This is a genomic window from Larsenimonas rhizosphaerae, assembly GCF_026240105.1.
Taxonomy (GTDB): Bacteria; Pseudomonadota; Gammaproteobacteria; order Pseudomonadales; family Halomonadaceae; genus Larsenimonas; species Larsenimonas rhizosphaerae.
The window spans coordinates 358530-375677 of sequence record NZ_JAPIVE010000003.1 but is presented as its reverse complement, the minus strand read 5'-3'; the positions used below and the strand labels follow the sequence as shown (position 1 = coordinate 375677).

Annotated in this window: 17 protein-coding genes; 9 read left to right on the top strand and 8 right to left on the bottom strand. The window is 57.1% G+C overall.

Features of this window, described 5'->3' with window-relative positions:
* Positions 1-74: 74 nt before the first annotated feature.
* Positions 75-1499, bottom strand: a complete 1425-nt coding sequence (locus OQ287_RS11825) for a sugar porter family MFS transporter (protein ID WP_284732797.1) — start codon at positions 1497-1499, stop codon at positions 75-77.
* A 242-nt stretch (positions 1500-1741) separates the two neighbouring features.
* Positions 1742-2593, bottom strand: coding sequence for a transcriptional regulator HexR (gene hexR / locus OQ287_RS11820; RefSeq protein WP_265896559.1), 852 nt, complete (start codon positions 2591-2593; stop codon positions 1742-1744).
* Positions 2594-2815: 222 nt separating this feature from the next.
* Between hexR and zwf the strand changes: the two genes are divergently transcribed.
* From zwf to OQ287_RS11805, 3 genes are read left to right on the top strand one after another with little or no spacing between them, the layout of a single operon-like run.
* Positions 2816-4288: a glucose-6-phosphate dehydrogenase gene (gene zwf, locus OQ287_RS11815; protein WP_250938995.1), complete on the top strand. Its 1473-nt coding sequence runs from the start codon at positions 2816-2818 to the stop codon at positions 4286-4288.
* Positions 4275-4961 (top strand): 6-phosphogluconolactonase, encoded by a 687-nt coding sequence (pgl, locus tag OQ287_RS11810; RefSeq protein WP_265896557.1) that lies wholly within the window; start codon positions 4275-4277, stop codon positions 4959-4961. Before zwf ends, pgl begins: the two co-directional genes overlap by 14 nt.
* Positions 4962-4994: 33 nt before the next feature.
* Positions 4995-5660, top strand: coding sequence for a bifunctional 4-hydroxy-2-oxoglutarate aldolase/2-dehydro-3-deoxy-phosphogluconate aldolase (locus OQ287_RS11805; protein ID WP_250938999.1), 666 nt, complete (start codon positions 4995-4997; stop codon positions 5658-5660).
* A gap of 114 nt (positions 5661-5774) precedes the next feature.
* Here the strand turns inward: OQ287_RS11805 and OQ287_RS11800 are convergent, their stop codons facing one another.
* The 4 genes from OQ287_RS11800 to edd are packed head-to-tail and all read right to left on the bottom strand — an operon-like array spanning position 5775 to position 10292.
* Positions 5775-6638, bottom strand: coding sequence for an aldo/keto reductase (locus OQ287_RS11800; protein ID WP_250939001.1), 864 nt, complete (start codon positions 6636-6638; stop codon positions 5775-5777).
* Positions 6635-7495 carry a D-hexose-6-phosphate mutarotase gene (locus tag OQ287_RS11795; RefSeq protein WP_265896556.1) on the bottom strand — a complete coding sequence of 287 codons (861 nt, stop codon included), beginning with the start codon at positions 7493-7495 and terminating at the stop codon, positions 6635-6637. Before OQ287_RS11795 ends, OQ287_RS11800 begins: the two co-directional genes overlap by 4 nt.
* Positions 7492-8451, bottom strand: coding sequence for a glucokinase (glk, locus tag OQ287_RS11790; protein ID WP_250939005.1), 960 nt, complete (start codon positions 8449-8451; stop codon positions 7492-7494). The genes OQ287_RS11795 and glk overlap by 4 nt, the downstream gene beginning before the upstream one ends.
* Positions 8448-10292 carry a phosphogluconate dehydratase gene (gene edd, locus OQ287_RS11785; RefSeq protein WP_265896555.1) on the bottom strand — a complete coding sequence of 615 codons (1845 nt, stop codon included), beginning with the start codon at positions 10290-10292 and terminating at the stop codon, positions 8448-8450. The genes glk and edd overlap by 4 nt, the downstream gene beginning before the upstream one ends.
* Positions 10293-10539: 247 nt before the next feature.
* On the opposite strand from edd, the gene gap reads away from it, so the two are divergent.
* The 4 genes from gap (at position 10540) to OQ287_RS11765 (ending at position 13715) form a co-directional block, all read left to right on the top strand.
* Entirely contained in the window at positions 10540-11544 is a 1005-nt protein-coding gene (gene gap / locus OQ287_RS11780) for a type I glyceraldehyde-3-phosphate dehydrogenase (protein WP_250939009.1), read from the top strand.
* A gap of 108 nt (positions 11545-11652) precedes the next feature.
* Positions 11653-12348 (top strand): haloacid dehalogenase type II, encoded by a 696-nt coding sequence (locus OQ287_RS11775; protein ID WP_250939010.1) that lies wholly within the window; start codon positions 11653-11655, stop codon positions 12346-12348.
* 146 nt (positions 12349-12494) lie between these two features.
* Complete coding sequence (locus OQ287_RS11770; protein ID WP_250939012.1) at positions 12495-12758, top strand: hypothetical protein; 264 nt, start codon at positions 12495-12497, stop codon at positions 12756-12758.
* 138 nt (positions 12759-12896) lie between these two features.
* Entirely contained in the window at positions 12897-13715 is an 819-nt protein-coding gene (locus tag OQ287_RS11765) for a dienelactone hydrolase family protein (protein WP_250939014.1), read from the top strand.
* Between the two features lie 49 nt (positions 13716-13764).
* Here OQ287_RS11765 and pncB read toward each other — a convergent pair whose 3' ends face one another.
* The gene (pncB, locus tag OQ287_RS11760; RefSeq protein WP_265896554.1) at positions 13765-14931 is read right to left on the bottom strand and encodes a nicotinate phosphoribosyltransferase; all 1167 of its coding nucleotides are present in this window, start codon (positions 14929-14931) and stop codon (positions 13765-13767) included.
* A gap of 91 nt (positions 14932-15022) precedes the next feature.
* The gene (locus OQ287_RS11755) at positions 15023-15298 is read right to left on the bottom strand and encodes a DUF4190 domain-containing protein (RefSeq protein ID WP_250939018.1); all 276 of its coding nucleotides are present in this window, start codon (positions 15296-15298) and stop codon (positions 15023-15025) included.
* Positions 15299-15357: 59 nt separating this feature from the next.
* Here OQ287_RS11755 and OQ287_RS11750 point away from each other — a divergent pair, with 59 nt between their 5' ends.
* Positions 15358-16500 (top strand): GNAT family N-acetyltransferase, encoded by a 1143-nt coding sequence (locus OQ287_RS11750; RefSeq protein WP_250939020.1) that lies wholly within the window; start codon positions 15358-15360, stop codon positions 16498-16500.
* 106 nt (positions 16501-16606) lie between these two features.
* The gene (locus OQ287_RS11745; protein ID WP_250939022.1) at positions 16607-17095 is read left to right on the top strand and encodes a fasciclin domain-containing protein; all 489 of its coding nucleotides are present in this window, start codon (positions 16607-16609) and stop codon (positions 17093-17095) included.
* Positions 17096-17148 lie beyond the last annotated feature (53 nt).

Here is a 17148-nt window from a genome sequence, read left to right as displayed (position 1 = left end):
GGATCGATCAATTAACGTGTGCAACAAAAAACCCGGCGAATGCCGGGTTTTTTCATGACAGTCTGACGGAGGGCTCAAGTACCGATATCGCGCAATGCCTTGCCGCCCATCAGGTTTTTCTCGATTTTTTCCAGGGAAATGCCCTTGGTTTCAGGGATCAGCATGAACGTGAACACGATAAACAGCAGGTTCAGCGCGGCGAGAATCCCGAAGGTCATGGTGCCTCCAATGCCGACCAGCATCAGCGGGAAGAACTGCCCCACTATCCAGTTACCAACCCAGTTGGAGACCGTTGAGGCACTGATACCGAAGTCACGTCCGCGCAGGGGCTGGATTTCAGCGCACAGGGTCCAGATCAGTGGGCCGGCAGACATGGCAAATCCGGCGACAAACACCAGGACGGCGCCCATGGCAGTGTACTGGAGTGCGGAGGTGTCCGGGCCGATGTGCAGGATGGTGGCCAGTACGGCCATGCTGACGGCCATGATGGTGAACCCGGCATACAGGATCGGCTTGCGCCCGAGCCGATCAACGAAGCCGATGGCAATGAAGGTCGCCAGTACATTGACCAGCCCGGTGGCCACTGTGCTCCAGAGCTGTGCCGCCGTGCCTTCGAATCCGGATGCCTGAAAGATCTGGGGGGCGAAGTACATGATCGCGTTCATGCCGGTGAACTGCTGCACGATCTGAAGGCTGACCCCCAGCAGTACCGAACGGCGAAAGTTGGCGTTTTCCTTGAACATGCCCCAGCCTCGGCTCTGTTCCTTCTGCTCGATACTCTCGCGAATTTCACGCATTTCATAATCGATTTCCTCGCGGCTGCTGCGCAGCCGGTTGAGGACGTTTCTGGCATCATCAAAACGGTCGCGCGTGGCCAGCCAGCGAGGGCTGTTGGGTACCATCAGTACGCCGGCAAACAGCATGCCCGCCGGGATCATCAGAACACCAAACATCCAGCGCCAGCTTTCGATGTAGCTGAAGGCCAGGTTTGATACAAAGGCAGCCAGAATGCCGACGGTGACCATCAGCTGATAAAACGAGATGGTCGTGCCGCGAATGCGTTCAGGGGCAATCTCGGAGAGGTACAGGGGGGCGGTAAAGGAGGCGACCCCGACGGCGAGACCCAGCAGGATTCGCGCTACCACAAGGATTGCTGTGCTGGTGGCCACGACGGCGACAAGGGCGCCGATGAAAAACAGCAGGGAGCTGTAAAGCAGTGCCTTGCGCCGGCCAAACCGCTGTGAAATTCCGCCTGCAAAGAAGGCGCCCACGGCGGCGCCTACCATCATTGAGCTGACAATCCAGCCCTCCATGGCGGTGCTCAGGTGAAATTCCTGCTTGATGAAGGGAAGTGCACCGGAAATGACGCCAATGTCCATGCCAAACAGCAGGCCGGCGAGGGCGGCCAGTGCACAGCTGAACCAGACCATGGGTACGATATCAGCGTGGGCAACGGCATCGGGTTTTCTGGTCTGCTCCGGACCGGAGGTATCAGACATGACGTGTCTCCTTGTCGACGCCCTTGAGGTCGTCAGGATGTGGTGTGAGGATACGGATATACATGCGGTCTGGTTCGGAGCTGAACGTGGGTGCATGGCCGGCAGGGTGTGTCGGCCATGCAGGATTACAGACAGTTGGCGATAAGACCTTGGGTGTGCATTAAGCTTCAAAATAGGTAACGAAGGCAAAGTCTTGCCGTTAGACCTTCGTCGTGATCAGCACACCGCGCCATGTCATGGCGTTACTCGACAGGAAAGCGGGTCGGCTTCAGACTGTCCTTGATGCGCTTGAGATGAGGCAGGAAGTCCGGTCCGCGACGCAGTGTGACGCCGGTGGCCAGTACATCGATAAGAGCCAGGTGAATCATGCGTGACGTCATGGGCATGTAGTGATCGGTATCTTCAGCGCTGATGACGGCCAGGCTTTCCGTGCACTGTCGAGCCAGTGGTGAGTCGGCGGCGGTAATGCCAAGGACCGTGGCGCCGTGGGAGCGGGCCTGCGTAGCGATTTCCACGAGGTCACAGGTTCGGCCCGTATTGGAAATGATGAAGATAACGTCACCGGTGCGGGATGCTGCCGCTACCATGCGCTGCATCAATACGTCATCATACGCGACCACGGGCAGATTGAAGCGGAAGAACTTGTGCTGAGCATCAAAGGCCACCGGGCCCGACGCGCCAAGACCAAAGAAACTGATCTGTTTGGCCTGAATCAGATAGTCCACGGCCCGCTCGATGATCTTGGGGTCCAGTGATCGGCAGGCTTCATCCAGAGCCGCGATATTGGCACCAAAGATTTTTCGCGCATAGGCCGCCGTATCGTCATCATGTTCGACGCTTCGGGTGACATAGGGCGTGCCACCCGCCAGGCTTTGTGCCAGTTTTATCTTGAAGTCGGGATAGCCGCGGGTTTCAAAGTTGCGGCAGAACCGGTTCACCGTAGGCTCGCTGACACTGGCCTGTTGTGCCAAAGTGGCAATACTCATGCCCGTTGCGGCGTCCGGGTCGGTCAGAATGACATCGGCCACCTTGCGCTCGGAACGGTTCAGGGAGTCCAGACGAAGCCGGATTTTGGATATAAGGTCGTGGGCCACCGCAAATCTCGCTGTGTCAAATGCATGAGGAGATGGATAGTTGTGCATGTTTTTGTGGTGAAATTACTACGCAATACCCGCATGCTATCTTCTTGATTCTGTTTAAGCCAATGAGACCGCTTAGTCGGCCGGTTTTTTAGTAAGTTTACGAAAAATAGTTGCGAGGACTCTGTGATATGGCTAACGTTGCGCGTAATTTAACCAGTCGGAAGGGAGCGTCGCATGTCTGAACAGACCCCGTCAGTCGACCTCGCCCTGTTTGGTGCGCTTGGTGACCTGGCCCTTCGCAAGCTCTATGTGGCGATGTATCACCTTGATCGCGAAGGACTTTTGGCCGACGACGCACGCATTCTCGGCCTGGCTCGTCAGGATTATGAGGCAGAGGCCTATCGCGCGCGCGTACGCGATGCGCTGGAAAGCCGTGTCGATGCTTCCGAACGCACCGAAGAAAGCATGGAGCGTTTCGTGGCCCGGCTGGAGTATGCCCAGGTCGATTTCACGACCGTTGACGGCTACTCGAAAATTGCCGACTGGCGCAAGGACAGCTCCCGCCCGCTGGTGGTGTATCTATCGGTGCCGGCAAGCCTTTACGGTGATATCTGTCAACACCTGGAATCATCGGGCTGTCTGGATGAACACAGTCGCGTGGTTGTCGAGAAGCCGATCGGCTATGACCTTGAAACGTCGATCGAAATCAATGATGCCATCGGTGCCGTATTCGATGAGACCAGTATCTATCGAATCGACCACTACCTTGGCAAGGAAACCGTACAGAACCTTCTGGCCCTTCGGTTTGCCAATCCACTATTCGGGGATCAGTGGAACCAAAGCAAGGTTTCGCACGTTGAAATCACCGTGGCTGAGACGGTCGGCATCGAAGGGCGCTGGGGGTATTTCGATCAGGCCGGTCAGCTCCGCGACATGGTTCAAAACCATTTGATGCAGCTGTTGTGCATGATTGCCATGGATCCGCCGTCCAATCTGGATGCTGACAGCATTCGTGACGAGAAGGTCAAGGTACTCAAGGCGCTGCGCCCGATCGAGGGCGATATGCTCAATACCGACGTCGTGCGGGGGCAGTATATTGCAGGTTCCGTAGGCGGCAAGCAGGTACCGGGGTATCTTGATGAGGAAGATGCCAACACCGAAAGCCGCACTGAAACCTTTGTGGCGTTCAAGACCGAAGTCTCCAACTGGCGCTGGGCAGGGGTTCCGTTTTATTTGCGTACCGGCAAGCGGATGCCTGAAAAACTGTCCCAGATCGTGATTCACTTCCGTCAGCAACCGCACTATATCTTTGATCCTGACCAGCGCTCTCTGGCAGCCAACAAGCTGGTGATCAAGCTGCAGCCGGAAGAAGGTATTGCCCTGCAGGTACTGACCAAGGACAGTGGTCTGGACAAGGGAATGCGGCTGCGTCAGGGGCCCCTGCACCTTGATTTCCACAAGGCGTTTCCCAAGGCGCGTATCCCCGATGCCTATGAGCGGCTGCTGCTGGAAGTGATGAAGGGGCAGCAGTACCTGTTTGTGCGTCGTGACGAGATCGAGTTTGCCTGGCGCTGGGTTGATACCCTGATCGAAGGCTGGCAGGCACGTGACGTACCGCCCAAGCGCTATCCGGCAGGGTCATGGGGCCCGGTATCTTCCATTGCAATGATCACCAAGGACGGATTCTCCTGGTATGAAGACTACTGATTACACCGCCTCCGACGCACGTGAAGTCCTTGCATGCTCGCTGGCGGAAGCTGTCGCGGCAGCCCTTCGGGAGGATCTGGTCGAGCAGGCACGTGCTACCCTGATCGTATCGGGTGGTTCCACGCCGGTGCCTTTTTTCAAGGCGCTCTCACGTCAGCATCTGGACTGGGCGCGGGTAGATGTTACCCTCGCAGATGAGCGGTGGGTTGGTGAGGACAGTCAGGACAGTAATACTCGGCTGGTGAAGCAGCACCTCATCGCGCAGGAAGCCAGTGCTGCCGTATTCCATCCGTTGGTGAACCAGGCCGACTCCCCTGAAGAGGGTGTGAGCACGCTTGAAGCTCAGATGGCGCAGCTTTCCTGGCCGGCCAGCGTTGTGGTGCTGGGGATGGGCGGTGACGGCCATACGGCCTCGCTGTTTCCCGATAGTCCTCAGCTCGCGTACGGTCTTGAAACCGATAAGCTCTTGCTGGCTGTTCGTTCGCCAAGTGTGCCCCAGGCGCGCATTTCCTTTAGCGCCAGTGCGCTGAGTAATGCTCGTCGCCATTTTCTTCATGTTACCGGTGATGAAAAGCGGTCAGTGTTTGCTGATGCTTTTGGTGGTAACGATGTGAAGGCATTGCCGATCCGTGCTTTCATGAGCCAGGCCTTGTCGCTTTACTGGGCGCCCTGATCCCCCTTGCGCTGATTACAGGAGTACATGTATATGACCATCGACAAGCAGCTGCCAGCCAGCCGTACAGCGGAAATTGACAGCATCTGTCAGCGCTGTGAAGTTATCCCGGTGCTGACCATCAATCGCATCGAAGACGCTGTTCCGCTGTGCCGTGCACTGTATGAAGGCGGTCTCCCGGTGCTGGAAGTGACGCTGCGGACTGACTGCGCTCTGGAAGCGCTGCATCGTCTGCGTGATGCCTTGCCGGAAGCCAGCATCGGTGCAGGCACGGTGCTTACCCCCGAGCAGTATCGTCTGGCAGAAGATGCCGGTGTTGATTTTGTGGTAACGCCTGGAACCACCAATCGTCTGTTTGAATATGGCATCAACAGCCCGGTCCCGCTTCTGCCGGGTATCAGCACAGCGACCGAACTTTTGAACGGCTGGCAGTATGGCTATCGCCGGTTCAAGTTCTTCCCGGCCGAAGCCAGCGGTGGTGTGCCGGCGCTCAAGGCTCTGGCGGGTCCGCTTCGTGACGTACAGTTTTGTCCGACCGGAGGAATTACTCCGGATAATGCCGGCAATTACCTGAAGCTTCGCAACGTCATGTGCGTGGGCGGGTCGTGGATCATGCCGAAGGAAATGATTGAAAACGAAGACTGGGACGGCATTCGCAAGCTGGCTCTGGAAACGTCGGAATTTCTGAAGCGCCACTAGGGCGTCAGTACCTTCTCTCTCTCGACAGCCTCGGCTGTTGCTTCGCCCGTCGACCTGGTCGACGGGCTTTTTTTTGATCCCGGTATCAGGGAGATCCGCTGCCGGTGGTCAGAATCAGAATACGCGGTAGGCGCGTGCTGCTTCCAGAAGGGCAAACCAGCGTGTCCGCTCAAGTGTCAACGTGCTGTGCTCAAGCAGGGTTTGCAGGTTGGTGGCCTTGAGGCTGCCCACAACGGGAGTTGGGGCATGCGGGAGGGTGTTGAGCCAGGCCATGGGGATGTTGGCCGGTTGTACGTTGAGCTCCTGCGCGCTTTCGCTGATGACCTTGCCCAGCAGACTTTCGAACAGGCGCCCGCCACACAGGGGCGAGCATGCCATGGGGGCCAGGCCGTCAAGGCACAGGGAGTCCCACAACCCATCGAACAACGGTGCGCTTCGGGGTATGGAAAGCTCTATTTCTGCAGATGTCAGGCTGTGGGTCATTGCAGCCTGCAGGCGGCGCCACTGGGAGGGCAGAAAGTGGGAGACTCCCAGTCGTGCAACCTTGCCCTGGTCGATAATGCTGTCCAGCGTGCGGCCAACCTCGGTATAGCTCATCAGCGGGTCGGGGCGGTGCAGGTGCAGCAGTTCGATCTGTTCAAGATTAAGCCGCGAAAGACGCTCTTCCACTGCACTGGTCAGGTAGTCGGGCGTGGTGTTGTAGTGCTTGATATGGCGTCCCGACGGGTCCATGTGCGCAGGCACAATGCCGATCTTGGCCATGACATGCACACGTGATGCCAGAGCAGGGCGGCTTGCAAGAGCCTCGCCGAAGCGACGTTCATGCTCGCCATCGCCATAGATATCCGACAGGCAGAACCAGTCGAGCCCCTCGTCCAGACGTGCTTCGATCCAGTCGGCCAGGGCATGGGTATTCAGCAGGCTATCGTAATGCTCCAGCTGACGGAGGCTGATTACGAAGGGGGGCATGGCGCTCATGAGTCCCGGGTCTCCAGTGACAGGTGCTGAGCCAGAAGATGGTGGCTGCCCGGTGCCAGCCAGACGCGGTCAAGCTGGGTACAGGCGGCCTCGATACAGACAAAGCGTTGGGCCTGTTCGGCAGGAACGTCACCGGGAAGGGCGCTTCCCGGGTGCCAGATAACGCTCGAATCGCTGCCCTGCTTGGCCAGTCGACGTGTCGTGTTGCCGGACTCGAGAAGCAGGGGGCGGCTGGAATGATAAATACGGTCGAGGGCGCCGCGGATGCCCAGCTCACCCTGCTGGTCCTTCTCGCGCAGGCCGTCAAGCTTGTCAAGGTAGCGCGCACCGGCGAGGCCGCTGATCCGGCATTCAAAGCTTTGATCCACTGCCAGGTAGGTGTGCAGCGCCTGAGTAAAGCTTACCGGTGTGTCCCCGGTGTGTTCTGTAATCAGCTCGATATTGAGCCGCTGGGCGTTGGCCTGGATGACCACTCGTGGCGTGAGTTGCGGGTCCAGTCGCTGTTCCGGAGAAAGGTGTACTTCCACACCTTCCTGATGCTCATCGACGGCATCAATTCGCCACGGCGCCGTTCTGGCTGTTCCATGGGCAGGCCCCTCATGGCCGTCGGCGTCTCCGAACCAGGGCCAGCACAGGGGGATGCCCCCCCTGATGGCGTCAGGCGCCTCTTTGGGTGTGGGGGTAGTCCACAGCCATCCCTGTTGACCATGCGGGGCAAAATGCAGCAGTTGTGCGCCCTGGTAGGCGATAACCAGACTGCCCCAGCCTTCGTTGATGACCAGTACCTTGCGACCACACCAGTCAGCGTCGCGCTGACCGTGTGTGGCTTCCACGAGCGTGCATAACGCGTCGCTCATGAGACCTCCTCGTTGTGCAGGGCTTCAGCGGCACCCAGGAGTCCGGTCCATTTTGCCTTGACCACCCAGGTAGCGATGCTGTCGGTATAGTGACCCATACGCCCCTTGTCCGCAAAGGCCTTGCGGAAATCACTTTGCTGCAGAAAATCGAGAATCCGCGGCAGAATGCCGCCACACATGTATACCCCGCCACGAGCCCCCAGGGTCAGTGCGGCATCACCCGTGGCATCCCCCAGAATCTTGCAGAACAGCATGACCGCGCCATGAGCCTGTTCATTGTTCTCGCGTGCAGCGTCCGTAACGGCCGCAGGACTTTCTAGCATGGCCGGCATGCCGGAAAATTCACACAGGGCGCGGTACAGATCCAGCAGCCCCTGGCCGCAGAGAATACGCTCGATGGACACACGACCGTATTGGCCCTGGAACCAGCACAGCAGCTTTATTTCGAACTCGTTGGTCGGTGCAAAGCTTGTGTGGCCACCTTCTGCCGACAGTGGAATCCAGTAGCGCTGACTGGGAGCCAGGCCGGCAACGCCGAGTCCGGTACCCGGGCCGATGACCAGTCGGGCCCGGCCGCTTTCGCTGTGGCCGCCACCGATCTGGACCAGATCCTCTTCCGGGATATGCGGCAGCCCCAGCGCCATGGCGGTAAAGTCATTGATGGCCTTGAAGTTATCCAGGCCAAGTGCTTCCTTCATGGCTTTCTTGCTGAAGCGCCACGGGTTGTTGGTCATCTTGACCACGTCATCGTGAACCGGGCACGCAAAGGCCAGGCAGGCCTCTCTGGGTGCATCGCTGCCTACCATGTCCAGATATGCCCTGACGGCATCGTCCAGGTTGGCATGGTCGGCGCACGGCAGTGTTTCTATGTCGTGCAGGTCAAAGCTGCCCGGGGTAACCAATGCAAAACGTGCATTGGTTCCACCGATATCGCCGACCAGAGCTGGGCGTGTCATTCATTATCTCCTTCAAGATCCCCGAAGCCGCCGAAATTGCAGGCACCTTCCTCGGCTCCACCTACCATGGTGCGCAGCCCGGCAAAGAGCTCGCGGCCCATGCCGTGGTGGTGGTAGTTGAGTGGAATACGCTGCTGTTCGCGGGCGTTCCACTCCTTGTCATCGACCAGAACACGCAGTTCTCCGTTATCCGGATCGAGTCGTATGACATCACCATCCATGAGCCTGGAAAGCGGCCCGCCATCCAGAGCTTCGGGGGTAATGTGTATCGCTGCCGGTACTTTACCTGAAGCACCGGACATACGGCCATCAGTGACCAGTGCGACCTTGTGCCCCCTGTCCTGAAGTACGCCCAGGAAGGGGGTCAGTTTATGCAGTTCGGGCATGCCGTTGGCGCGTGGCCCCTGGAAGCGCACCACTACAACGATGTCCCGGTCCAGCTCGCCGTTTTCAAAGGCTGACTTGAGCTGGTCCTGGTCGCTGAAAATGCGGGCGGGTGCTTCAACCTTGCGGAACTCCGGCTTGACGGCAGATACCTTGATAACGCCTCGCCCCAGGTTACCATCGAGCACGCGGAGGCCACCTGTCGGCGCGAACGGGTTATCGCAGCTGCGCAGCACGTCCTTGTCCAGTGACTCACTGGGACCATCACGCCAGACCAGTTTACCGTCTTCAAGGAATGGTTCCTTGACATAATCGGCCATTGTGCCGCCGAACACCGTCTCCACGTCGGCATGCAGCAGGCCCGCATCAAGCAGGGTACGAATCAGATAGGATGTGCCCCCGGCTGCCTGGAAGTGATTGATGTCTGCCTGGCCGTTGGGGTAGATGCGGGTAAGGCTGGGGATGACGTTGGAAAGGTCGTGGAAATCATCCCATGTCAGCGTGATGCCGGCGGCGCCTGCCATCGCAATCAGGTGCATGGTGTGGTTGGTTGAGCCACCACTGGCAAGGAGCCCGATCAGTGCATTGACGATGGCCTTTGTCGTGATCTGCTTGTAAAACGGGCGGTACGTACCATTGGCCGCCGTATTACGAATGGTCTGCTCGGTAGCATAGGCTGTCAGTGCGTCACGCAGCGGCGTGTTGGGGTTGACGAAGGAAGCGCCCGGCAGATGAAGTCCCATCATTTCAATCATCATCTGATTCGAGTTGGCCGTGCCGTAGAAGGTGCAGGTACCCGGACTGTGATATGACTCCGATTCTGCTTCGAGCAGCTTGTCCCGACCTACCTTGCCTTCGGCAAACAATTGCCGGATGCGGGTTTTTTCATTGTTGGGCAGACCGGAGGGCATGGGGCCACCCGGTACAAAGATGGCGGGCAGGTGGCCGAAACGCGCTGCACCGATAAACAGGCCCGGTACGATCTTGTCGCATATCCCCAGATACAGTGCGCCATCAAACATGTTGTGAGACAGGGCTATGGCCGTCGACATGGCAATGATGTCACGAGAAAACAGGGAAAGCTCCATTCCCGGCTGACCCTGCGTTACACCGTCACACATGGCCGGCACGCCCCCGGCAAACTGGGCGGTAGATCCCATGCCTCGTGCGGCGGCCTTGATGATGTCGGGATAATCCTTGAACGGTTGGTGGGCCGACAGCATGTCATTGTAGGAAGACACAATGGCCATATTGACGCTGTTGGTCAGCTTCAGGCGCTCCTTGTCTTCAGCTCCGCAGGCAGCAAAGCCGTGCGCCAGGTTGCCACAGGACAATTCACCACGGTGAACGCCATCGGCATGTTGTTGTTCCATTAGCTGCTCATAACGAGCGCGGCGACCCTGACTGCGATCTTCGATGCGTTGGGTAACCTCGGCGACGGTTTGATGCACGTTCATGATGATCCTCGACTCACGGTTATGTAGTTTGACTAGCTATTTTTGTAAATTTAGCAAAAAAGCGGACTTGATTACGCCCTCTTTTTGGTCGAAAGTGAGGAGAATACGTAGTAATTATTCAAAAAGGTGCAAAATACCCCTTCCGAAAGGGGGTGATATCCCCTCAAGGGGCGCTTTTTAAGTAGTTGTACTACTTTCACTGTTATGAACTGCAGTTACCATTTGTGTTTCCAGTAGGAGAAAAGCAATGACCTTGCGTGTCGCTATCAATGGTTTTGGCCGGATTGGCCGTAATGTGCTCAGAGCCCTGTATGAGAACGGCTATCGTGACAGTGTTCAGGTGGTTGCCATCAACGATCTGGGTGACCCGGCGTTAAATGCGCATCTTCTTGAGTATGATACAACTCACGGCCATTTCAATTTTGATGTGTCTCACGATGATGCCAGCCTTAGCGTCGATGGTGATGCCATCCGCATTCTGGCAGAGCGTGATCCTGCCCAGCTGCCTTGGAAGGAGCTGAAGGTTGATCTGGTGATGGAGTGCACCGGCATTTTCACCAAGCATGAGGCCGCATCCAAACACCTTCAGGCCGGTGCCGGCCGCGTGCTGATCTCTGCGCCCAGCCCCGATGCCGACGCTACCATCGTATATGGCGTCAATGACGACACTCTGACGTCCGACCACAAGATCGTGTCCAATGCCTCCTGTACTACCAACTGCCTGGCGCCGGTAGCCAAGGCGCTGAATGATGGTGTGGGAATTGAAACCGGGCTGATGACCACGATTCACGCCTATACCAACGACCAGAATCTGGCAGACGTGTATCACAGCGACCCGTTCCGGGCGCGTAGTGCCACTCATTCCATGATTCCGACCAAGACCGGCGCTGCTGCTGCGGTGGGCCTGGTACTGCCGGAGCTCAATGGCAAGCTTGACGGGTTCGCGATGCGCGTGCCGGTTATCAATGTGTCCGTGGTGGACCTGACGTTTACCGCCTCGCGCGAAACCACGAAGGAAGAAATCAATCAGCTGTTGCAGGACGCCGCTGACAAGTCACCGGTACTGGCAATCAACAGCAAACCGCTGGTGTCCGTGGATTTCAACCACAACGCCAATTCCTCGATCTTTGATCAGAATCACACGCGTGTATCCGGCAAGCTGGTCAAGATCCTGGCCTGGTATGACAACGAATGGGGCTTCTCCAACCGCATGCTCGATACTGCATTGGCCATGGAAAAAACCTGGAAATAAATATCCGGTGTCATCCTGTTCAACAAGGCGGCCTCAGGGCCGCCTTTTTAATTTGTGCACAGGCATCTACCCTTCAGGATCATGGTTTTTCAAGAACGGAGTGTTGACATGAAAACGGAATTTCATGCTGCCAGACCTGATGTGCTGGCCTTTGATGTTTATGGGACACTGATTGATCCGGACAGCCTGTCCGAGACACTTCGTCCCGTACTGGGCAATGACGCCGAGAGCGTTAGCGCCGCATGGCGTGCCCGACAGTTGACTCTTGCCTTTCGTCGCGGGCTGATGGGGCGATACGTGGATTTTGCTGTCTGTACCGCGGATGCCCTGCGTGCCGTGCTGGCAGAACAGGGACATGAGGTAGATGAGCAAACGCGCCAGGACTGGATGGATGCTTATGGCGCATTGCCCGCCCACGATGATGCTGCCGAGGGGCTCCGCTCTCTGCGAGGGCAGGGCATTCGGCTGGTGGCATTTTCCAATGGCACTGAAGCAGCCATGAAGAATGTATTGGCCAATGCCGGCCTGCTTGAGCTGTTTGATGAGCTGGTAAGCGTTGATGATATCAAGCGTTTCAAGCCCGATCCGCAGGTCTATCTGCACCTGCTTCGTCGAATGAACAGCGAACCTTCGCGTACCTGGCTGGTATCGAGTAATGCCTGGGATATTCAGGGCGCACGCCATACCGGGCTTGGGGCGGCATGGATCAAGCGGTCGCATACAGCCATCGAAGATGAGGATCTCAAGCCACTGGTAACAGTATCGTCACTTGTTTATCTGTCTGATGCCTTGCCGCCGTCATAGCGCGCTTTTGGTTGACTTGACGTTTTTTTTCTGTAGAAGTAAGCGTATCGAACCCTGACTGGCATGTTTTTATCCGCTTTAACGGCCATGCAGGGGCAAAGAACGCTAAAAAAATGATGGCGGCCTCCACCGTCAAGGCCTGTTCCATGAGACAGTATGTCAAAGAGGTGTCTTCACTGATTGGTGCCACGCTGCGAGATGCGCGACGTGATTGCACTGGTGCAGTGGTAGGGGTTGATCAATGCAGGGAGCATCCGGTGGTGGATGTGATCTGGGAGGGTGATACTCGTCCTGAGCGGGTGGTCATGACCCGAGATCAGCTGGAAGCCCTGATTCAGGCGGTAAAGCATCGTGAAAATGATCAGCAGCAGGCGAAGCAAGGCAAGGTAGAGCGCCGCCACAGGGCATGAGTACAAGACATGAAAAAGCCGGACAGCGTCCGGCTTTTTCATGTCTGAATACTGGGTGGATCACTCGGGTGATCTACACTGAAGGCAGCAGGCGATTCGGCCCTTCAGGGCAAACAAGGCAGGCAAGGAGTATTTACCATGAGAGCGATGGTCGCAGGACTGGGATTATTGATGACCAGCGTCAGCACCTATGGTGCCGAAGGCGCGCTCGGGCGAATTGGTCCGGATGTACACACCAATGAAGTGACCTATACCGTTAACGGCGAGCAGTACAAGGGCTTTATTGCCCGTGATATCAATGCCGAAGGCGACCGGCCCGGTGTGCTGGTAGTACATGAGTGGTGGGGCCAGACCGACTATATTCGTCAGCGCGTCGAAAAGCTTGCCGCCCTGGGTTATGTCGCCATGGCGGTGGATCTGTACGGAAATGGCAAGGTGGCGGAGCACCCTGATGATGCGGCCTCGTTTTCATCCGGTGTCAACGAAAACTGGAGTGATGCCCAGGCCAACCTTGAAGCAGCCATCGGAGTGTTGAAAGGCGAGGGTGGCGTGGATCCTGCACGCATTGCCGCCATCGGCTACTGCTTTGGAGGCGGTATTGTGCTGAACGCTGCCCTGGCCGGCATGCCGTTCAAGGCCGTGGTGAGCTTTCATGGCAGCCCGGGTCAGATCGTGGATACTCCCAGACATTTTGACGGACGTGTGCTGATTCAGAACGGTCAGGATGACAGCATGGTCACGCAGGATGCCCTCCAGTCGCTGGTGGATACCTACCAGTCAGTAGATACCAATGTGACGGTCATTCAGTACCCGAACGCAAAACACGCCTTTACCAACCCGTATGTGGACGCAAAGGCTGGAAAGTTTGATCTGCCCCTGGCGTACAGTCCGTCAGCCGATGCTGCCTCCTGGCAGGTCATGCTGAACCTGTTCAACAAGGTGTTTTCAGGTAGCTGAGGCCTGATGATTCTGAAAGCGGCGCCCAAAAGGCGCCGCTTTTCATGGATCAGTCCTCCAGTGACAGAATCCGTCTGGCCAGACTGATCATTTCACTGTCGCCGGTATTCTTGGCGCGAATATCCGACAGCTTCACCACCGGCATCCACTGGCGTCCTTCCGGGCGCGTAGCCGTCATCTTGACGACGATGTTCATGGGCTCCAGATCGGCATCATTGGTGAAGTTGGTGCCAATGCCGAAGGACATGCCAATCCGGCCCTTGCAGAAGCGGGATATATTGTCGACCTTATCCGGGTCCAGCCCATCGGAAAAGATGATGGTCTTGCTCTGAGGATCGATGCCCATTGATTCGTAGTGGGCAATGGTATCCTGGGCAAACTGAATCGGGTCGCCGCTGTCATGACGGACGCCGTCGAACAGCTTGGCAAACATCTTGTCAAAGCTTTCGAAAAAAACCGGCGTCGTGAAGGTATCCGACAGGGCAATGCCCAGATCTCCCCGATATACCTTGACCCAGTGCTCAAGTGCCAGAATATTGGCCATCTTGAAGCCAAACCGGGCGGCGTGAAACATGAACCATTCATGGGCATGTGTCCCCAGTGGTTTCACGCCATGCTTGTAGGCCAGGTATACGTTGCTGCTGCCGGTAAAGCTTTCGCCGCCGAACTCCTTGAGCGCATCCACGACAAGGTCATGTACCGCATAGGAGTGACGGCGCCGCGTTCCGAATTCGGCAATGCGCACGCCGATATGCTGATAGTGCTCGATCTTGTGTCGCGTGCGCTCGACGATGACGTCGTCGCTGGCTCGCTGCATGCCCCACATGTCGTACCAGAGCTCACTGATCATGGCCATCAGCGGTACTTCCCACAGGATGGTGCGGTACCAGAGGCCTTCCACGATCACTTCGAGTGACTCGCCTTCCTGGGTGATGTGAACCTCAGTCGGGTTATACCGAAACCCCTGCAGGAAGTCGTGGTAGGTCGGGTCCAGATAGGGGCAGGTTGCCTCGAGGTATTCCCGCTCCCCGGAGGTCAGGCGCAGATCGGCCATGGCATCCACTGCCACACGCAGACGTTCTGCAAAGCCGGGAGGGAAGGCGTGCTGGCCTCGATTGATGAATGCATAGCGTGCATGAGCATTTGGAAATAATTTCACCACGGCATTTTGCATGGTGAACTTGTAGAAATCGTTATCAAGTATCGATGTGAGCATCTGACCCTGAGTTATCCTGTAGGTAATGATACATAGGCGGTGCCATGGATTATGGTCAGGCACGGCTTCTATGATGTAGGGCGCGCACGGCTCAGGTAAAAGCTGCAATGCCGAACATGGTCAGCATTATACCGCCGAAAAGAATCAAGCCACCTACCGACACCAGTAGCATCAGATAACCGATGATCAGGGCTGCCAATGCCCAGCTATCACCGCGCTCACCGGTTTTCCGGATCTGATGTCGGGCAATGTGGCCACAGACCACCCCTCCCAGGCAGGCAGGCGCTACCATGAACGAGGCAAGACTGAGCAAAAAGGCAATGACCGCCATGGTATTGGTCGATTCATGCCGTGCAGGTGTGGTCATGTGCTGTATCGCGCTCAATGGGCAACAAGGCCGGTTACAACGAAAAGTGATGGACAGTTATGACACTCGAACTACGTGAGATCAAGGGCGTTACCGAGATCGAGCCCGCCAGCTGGGATTTGCTGGTCGACCGTGACTACCCCTTTTTACGCCACGCCTTTCTATATGCCCTGGAGCAAAGCGGTGATGTGTCAGCGGATACCGGCTGGGTTCCTCGTCATGTAACACTGTGGCAGTCAGGCCGACTGGTCGGGTTTCTGGTGCACTATGACAAATACCATTCCTGGGGCGAATATGTCTTCGACTGGCAGTGGGCCGATGTCTGGGAGCAGGCCGGTCAGGCCTATTACCCCAAGCTTTTGAGTGCCGTGCCCTACACGCCAAGCCAGGGGCCGCGGCTGGTGCTGGCCGAGGATATTGATCCGAAGGTGGCCGGCATACTGGTGGCTGATCATCTTCAGCGTACCGATCGCTCTGGCGCGCATCTTCTGTTTCCTGGTGTGCAGGAGACAGCTCGCTGGCAGGCCGCCTGGCCGTCGCTGCTGCTTCGTCTCGGTATTCAGTATCACTGGCAGGACCGTGACTACGGTACCTTTGAGGGGTTTCTGGCGACGCTGACATCAAAGCGACGCAAGGAAGTGCGCCGTGAGCGGCGCAAGGTCGCTGAACAGGGCATTACACTGCACTGGATTGAAGGGGAAAGCCTCGAGCAGGCAAGTCTTGAGCATTTTTATCGCTGTTATCGAATGACCTATCTCGAGCGCGGTCAAACCCCGTATCTGAGCCTCGATTTCTTTGAGCGACTCATGAAAACGCTTCCTGACAATATCGTCTTGATGCAGGCACGGGTTGATGGACAGCCTATCGCAGCTGCCCTATACCTCAAGGGTGTCGACACGCTTTATGGGCGTTACTGGGGTAGCGAAGTGCATGCGGACTGCCTGCATTTCGAGGCCTGTTATTATCAGGGAATTGATTATTGCCTTGCACACGGTCTGCGCCGCTTCGACCCGGGTACCCAGGGCGAGCACAAGCTGGTACGTGGCTTTGAGCCGGTAATGACGCGCTCGCTGCACTGGCTGAGAGACAGCAGGTTTCACCAGGCTGTCGGTGATTTTCTGAGTCGCGAGAGGCCCGTGGTCGAGCAACGCATGACGCTGGCGCGGGAGGCGTTGCCCTTCAGGCAGATTGATGGGAGCTGATTCGCTGCCGGAGCCATGATGGAGGCAGATAACAGGATAGTGTCTTTCGTCACGACCGGTTCTCGATCAGCAACGACTATTGGTTACAGGGATGAGGAATACGATCATGGGTAAATGGATTACCGCCCTGATACTGGGCACCCTTGCATTGACGGGGCCGGCACGGGCCGACACGGTATCGCCTCTGTGGCAGTCGCTCTCAGGCTCACCCGACTATACGACCTTCGTGAAGGCACTGGATGAAGCGGGTCTTGATGATCGGCTGAAACATGCCACGGACAGGCAGCCGGTTACTGTCTTTGCACCAACAAATGCCGCCTTTGAGGCGCTGGATGCCACATCGCGGACCAAACTGTTTTCACCCGCCAACCGTGACCGCCTTCGTGACGTGTTGAATCTTCATATGGTCAGTGGCGAGGTGGCGCCTTTCAGGGCCGTTGAGCAGCGTGATCTGGGGTCGGATCAGGGGCAGTCGTTGAAGGTTACCGACGATAAGGGACAGCTTCACGTCAATGGTGTGTCCGCAGTGCCGATAAGGCATTTCAAGACCGGGTATCTGTACCGTTTGGATCGAGTCCTGATGCCCCGTCAGTAAGGCATATGCCGGATACTGAAAAGGCCCGCACAATGCGGGCCTTTTTGCTGCGG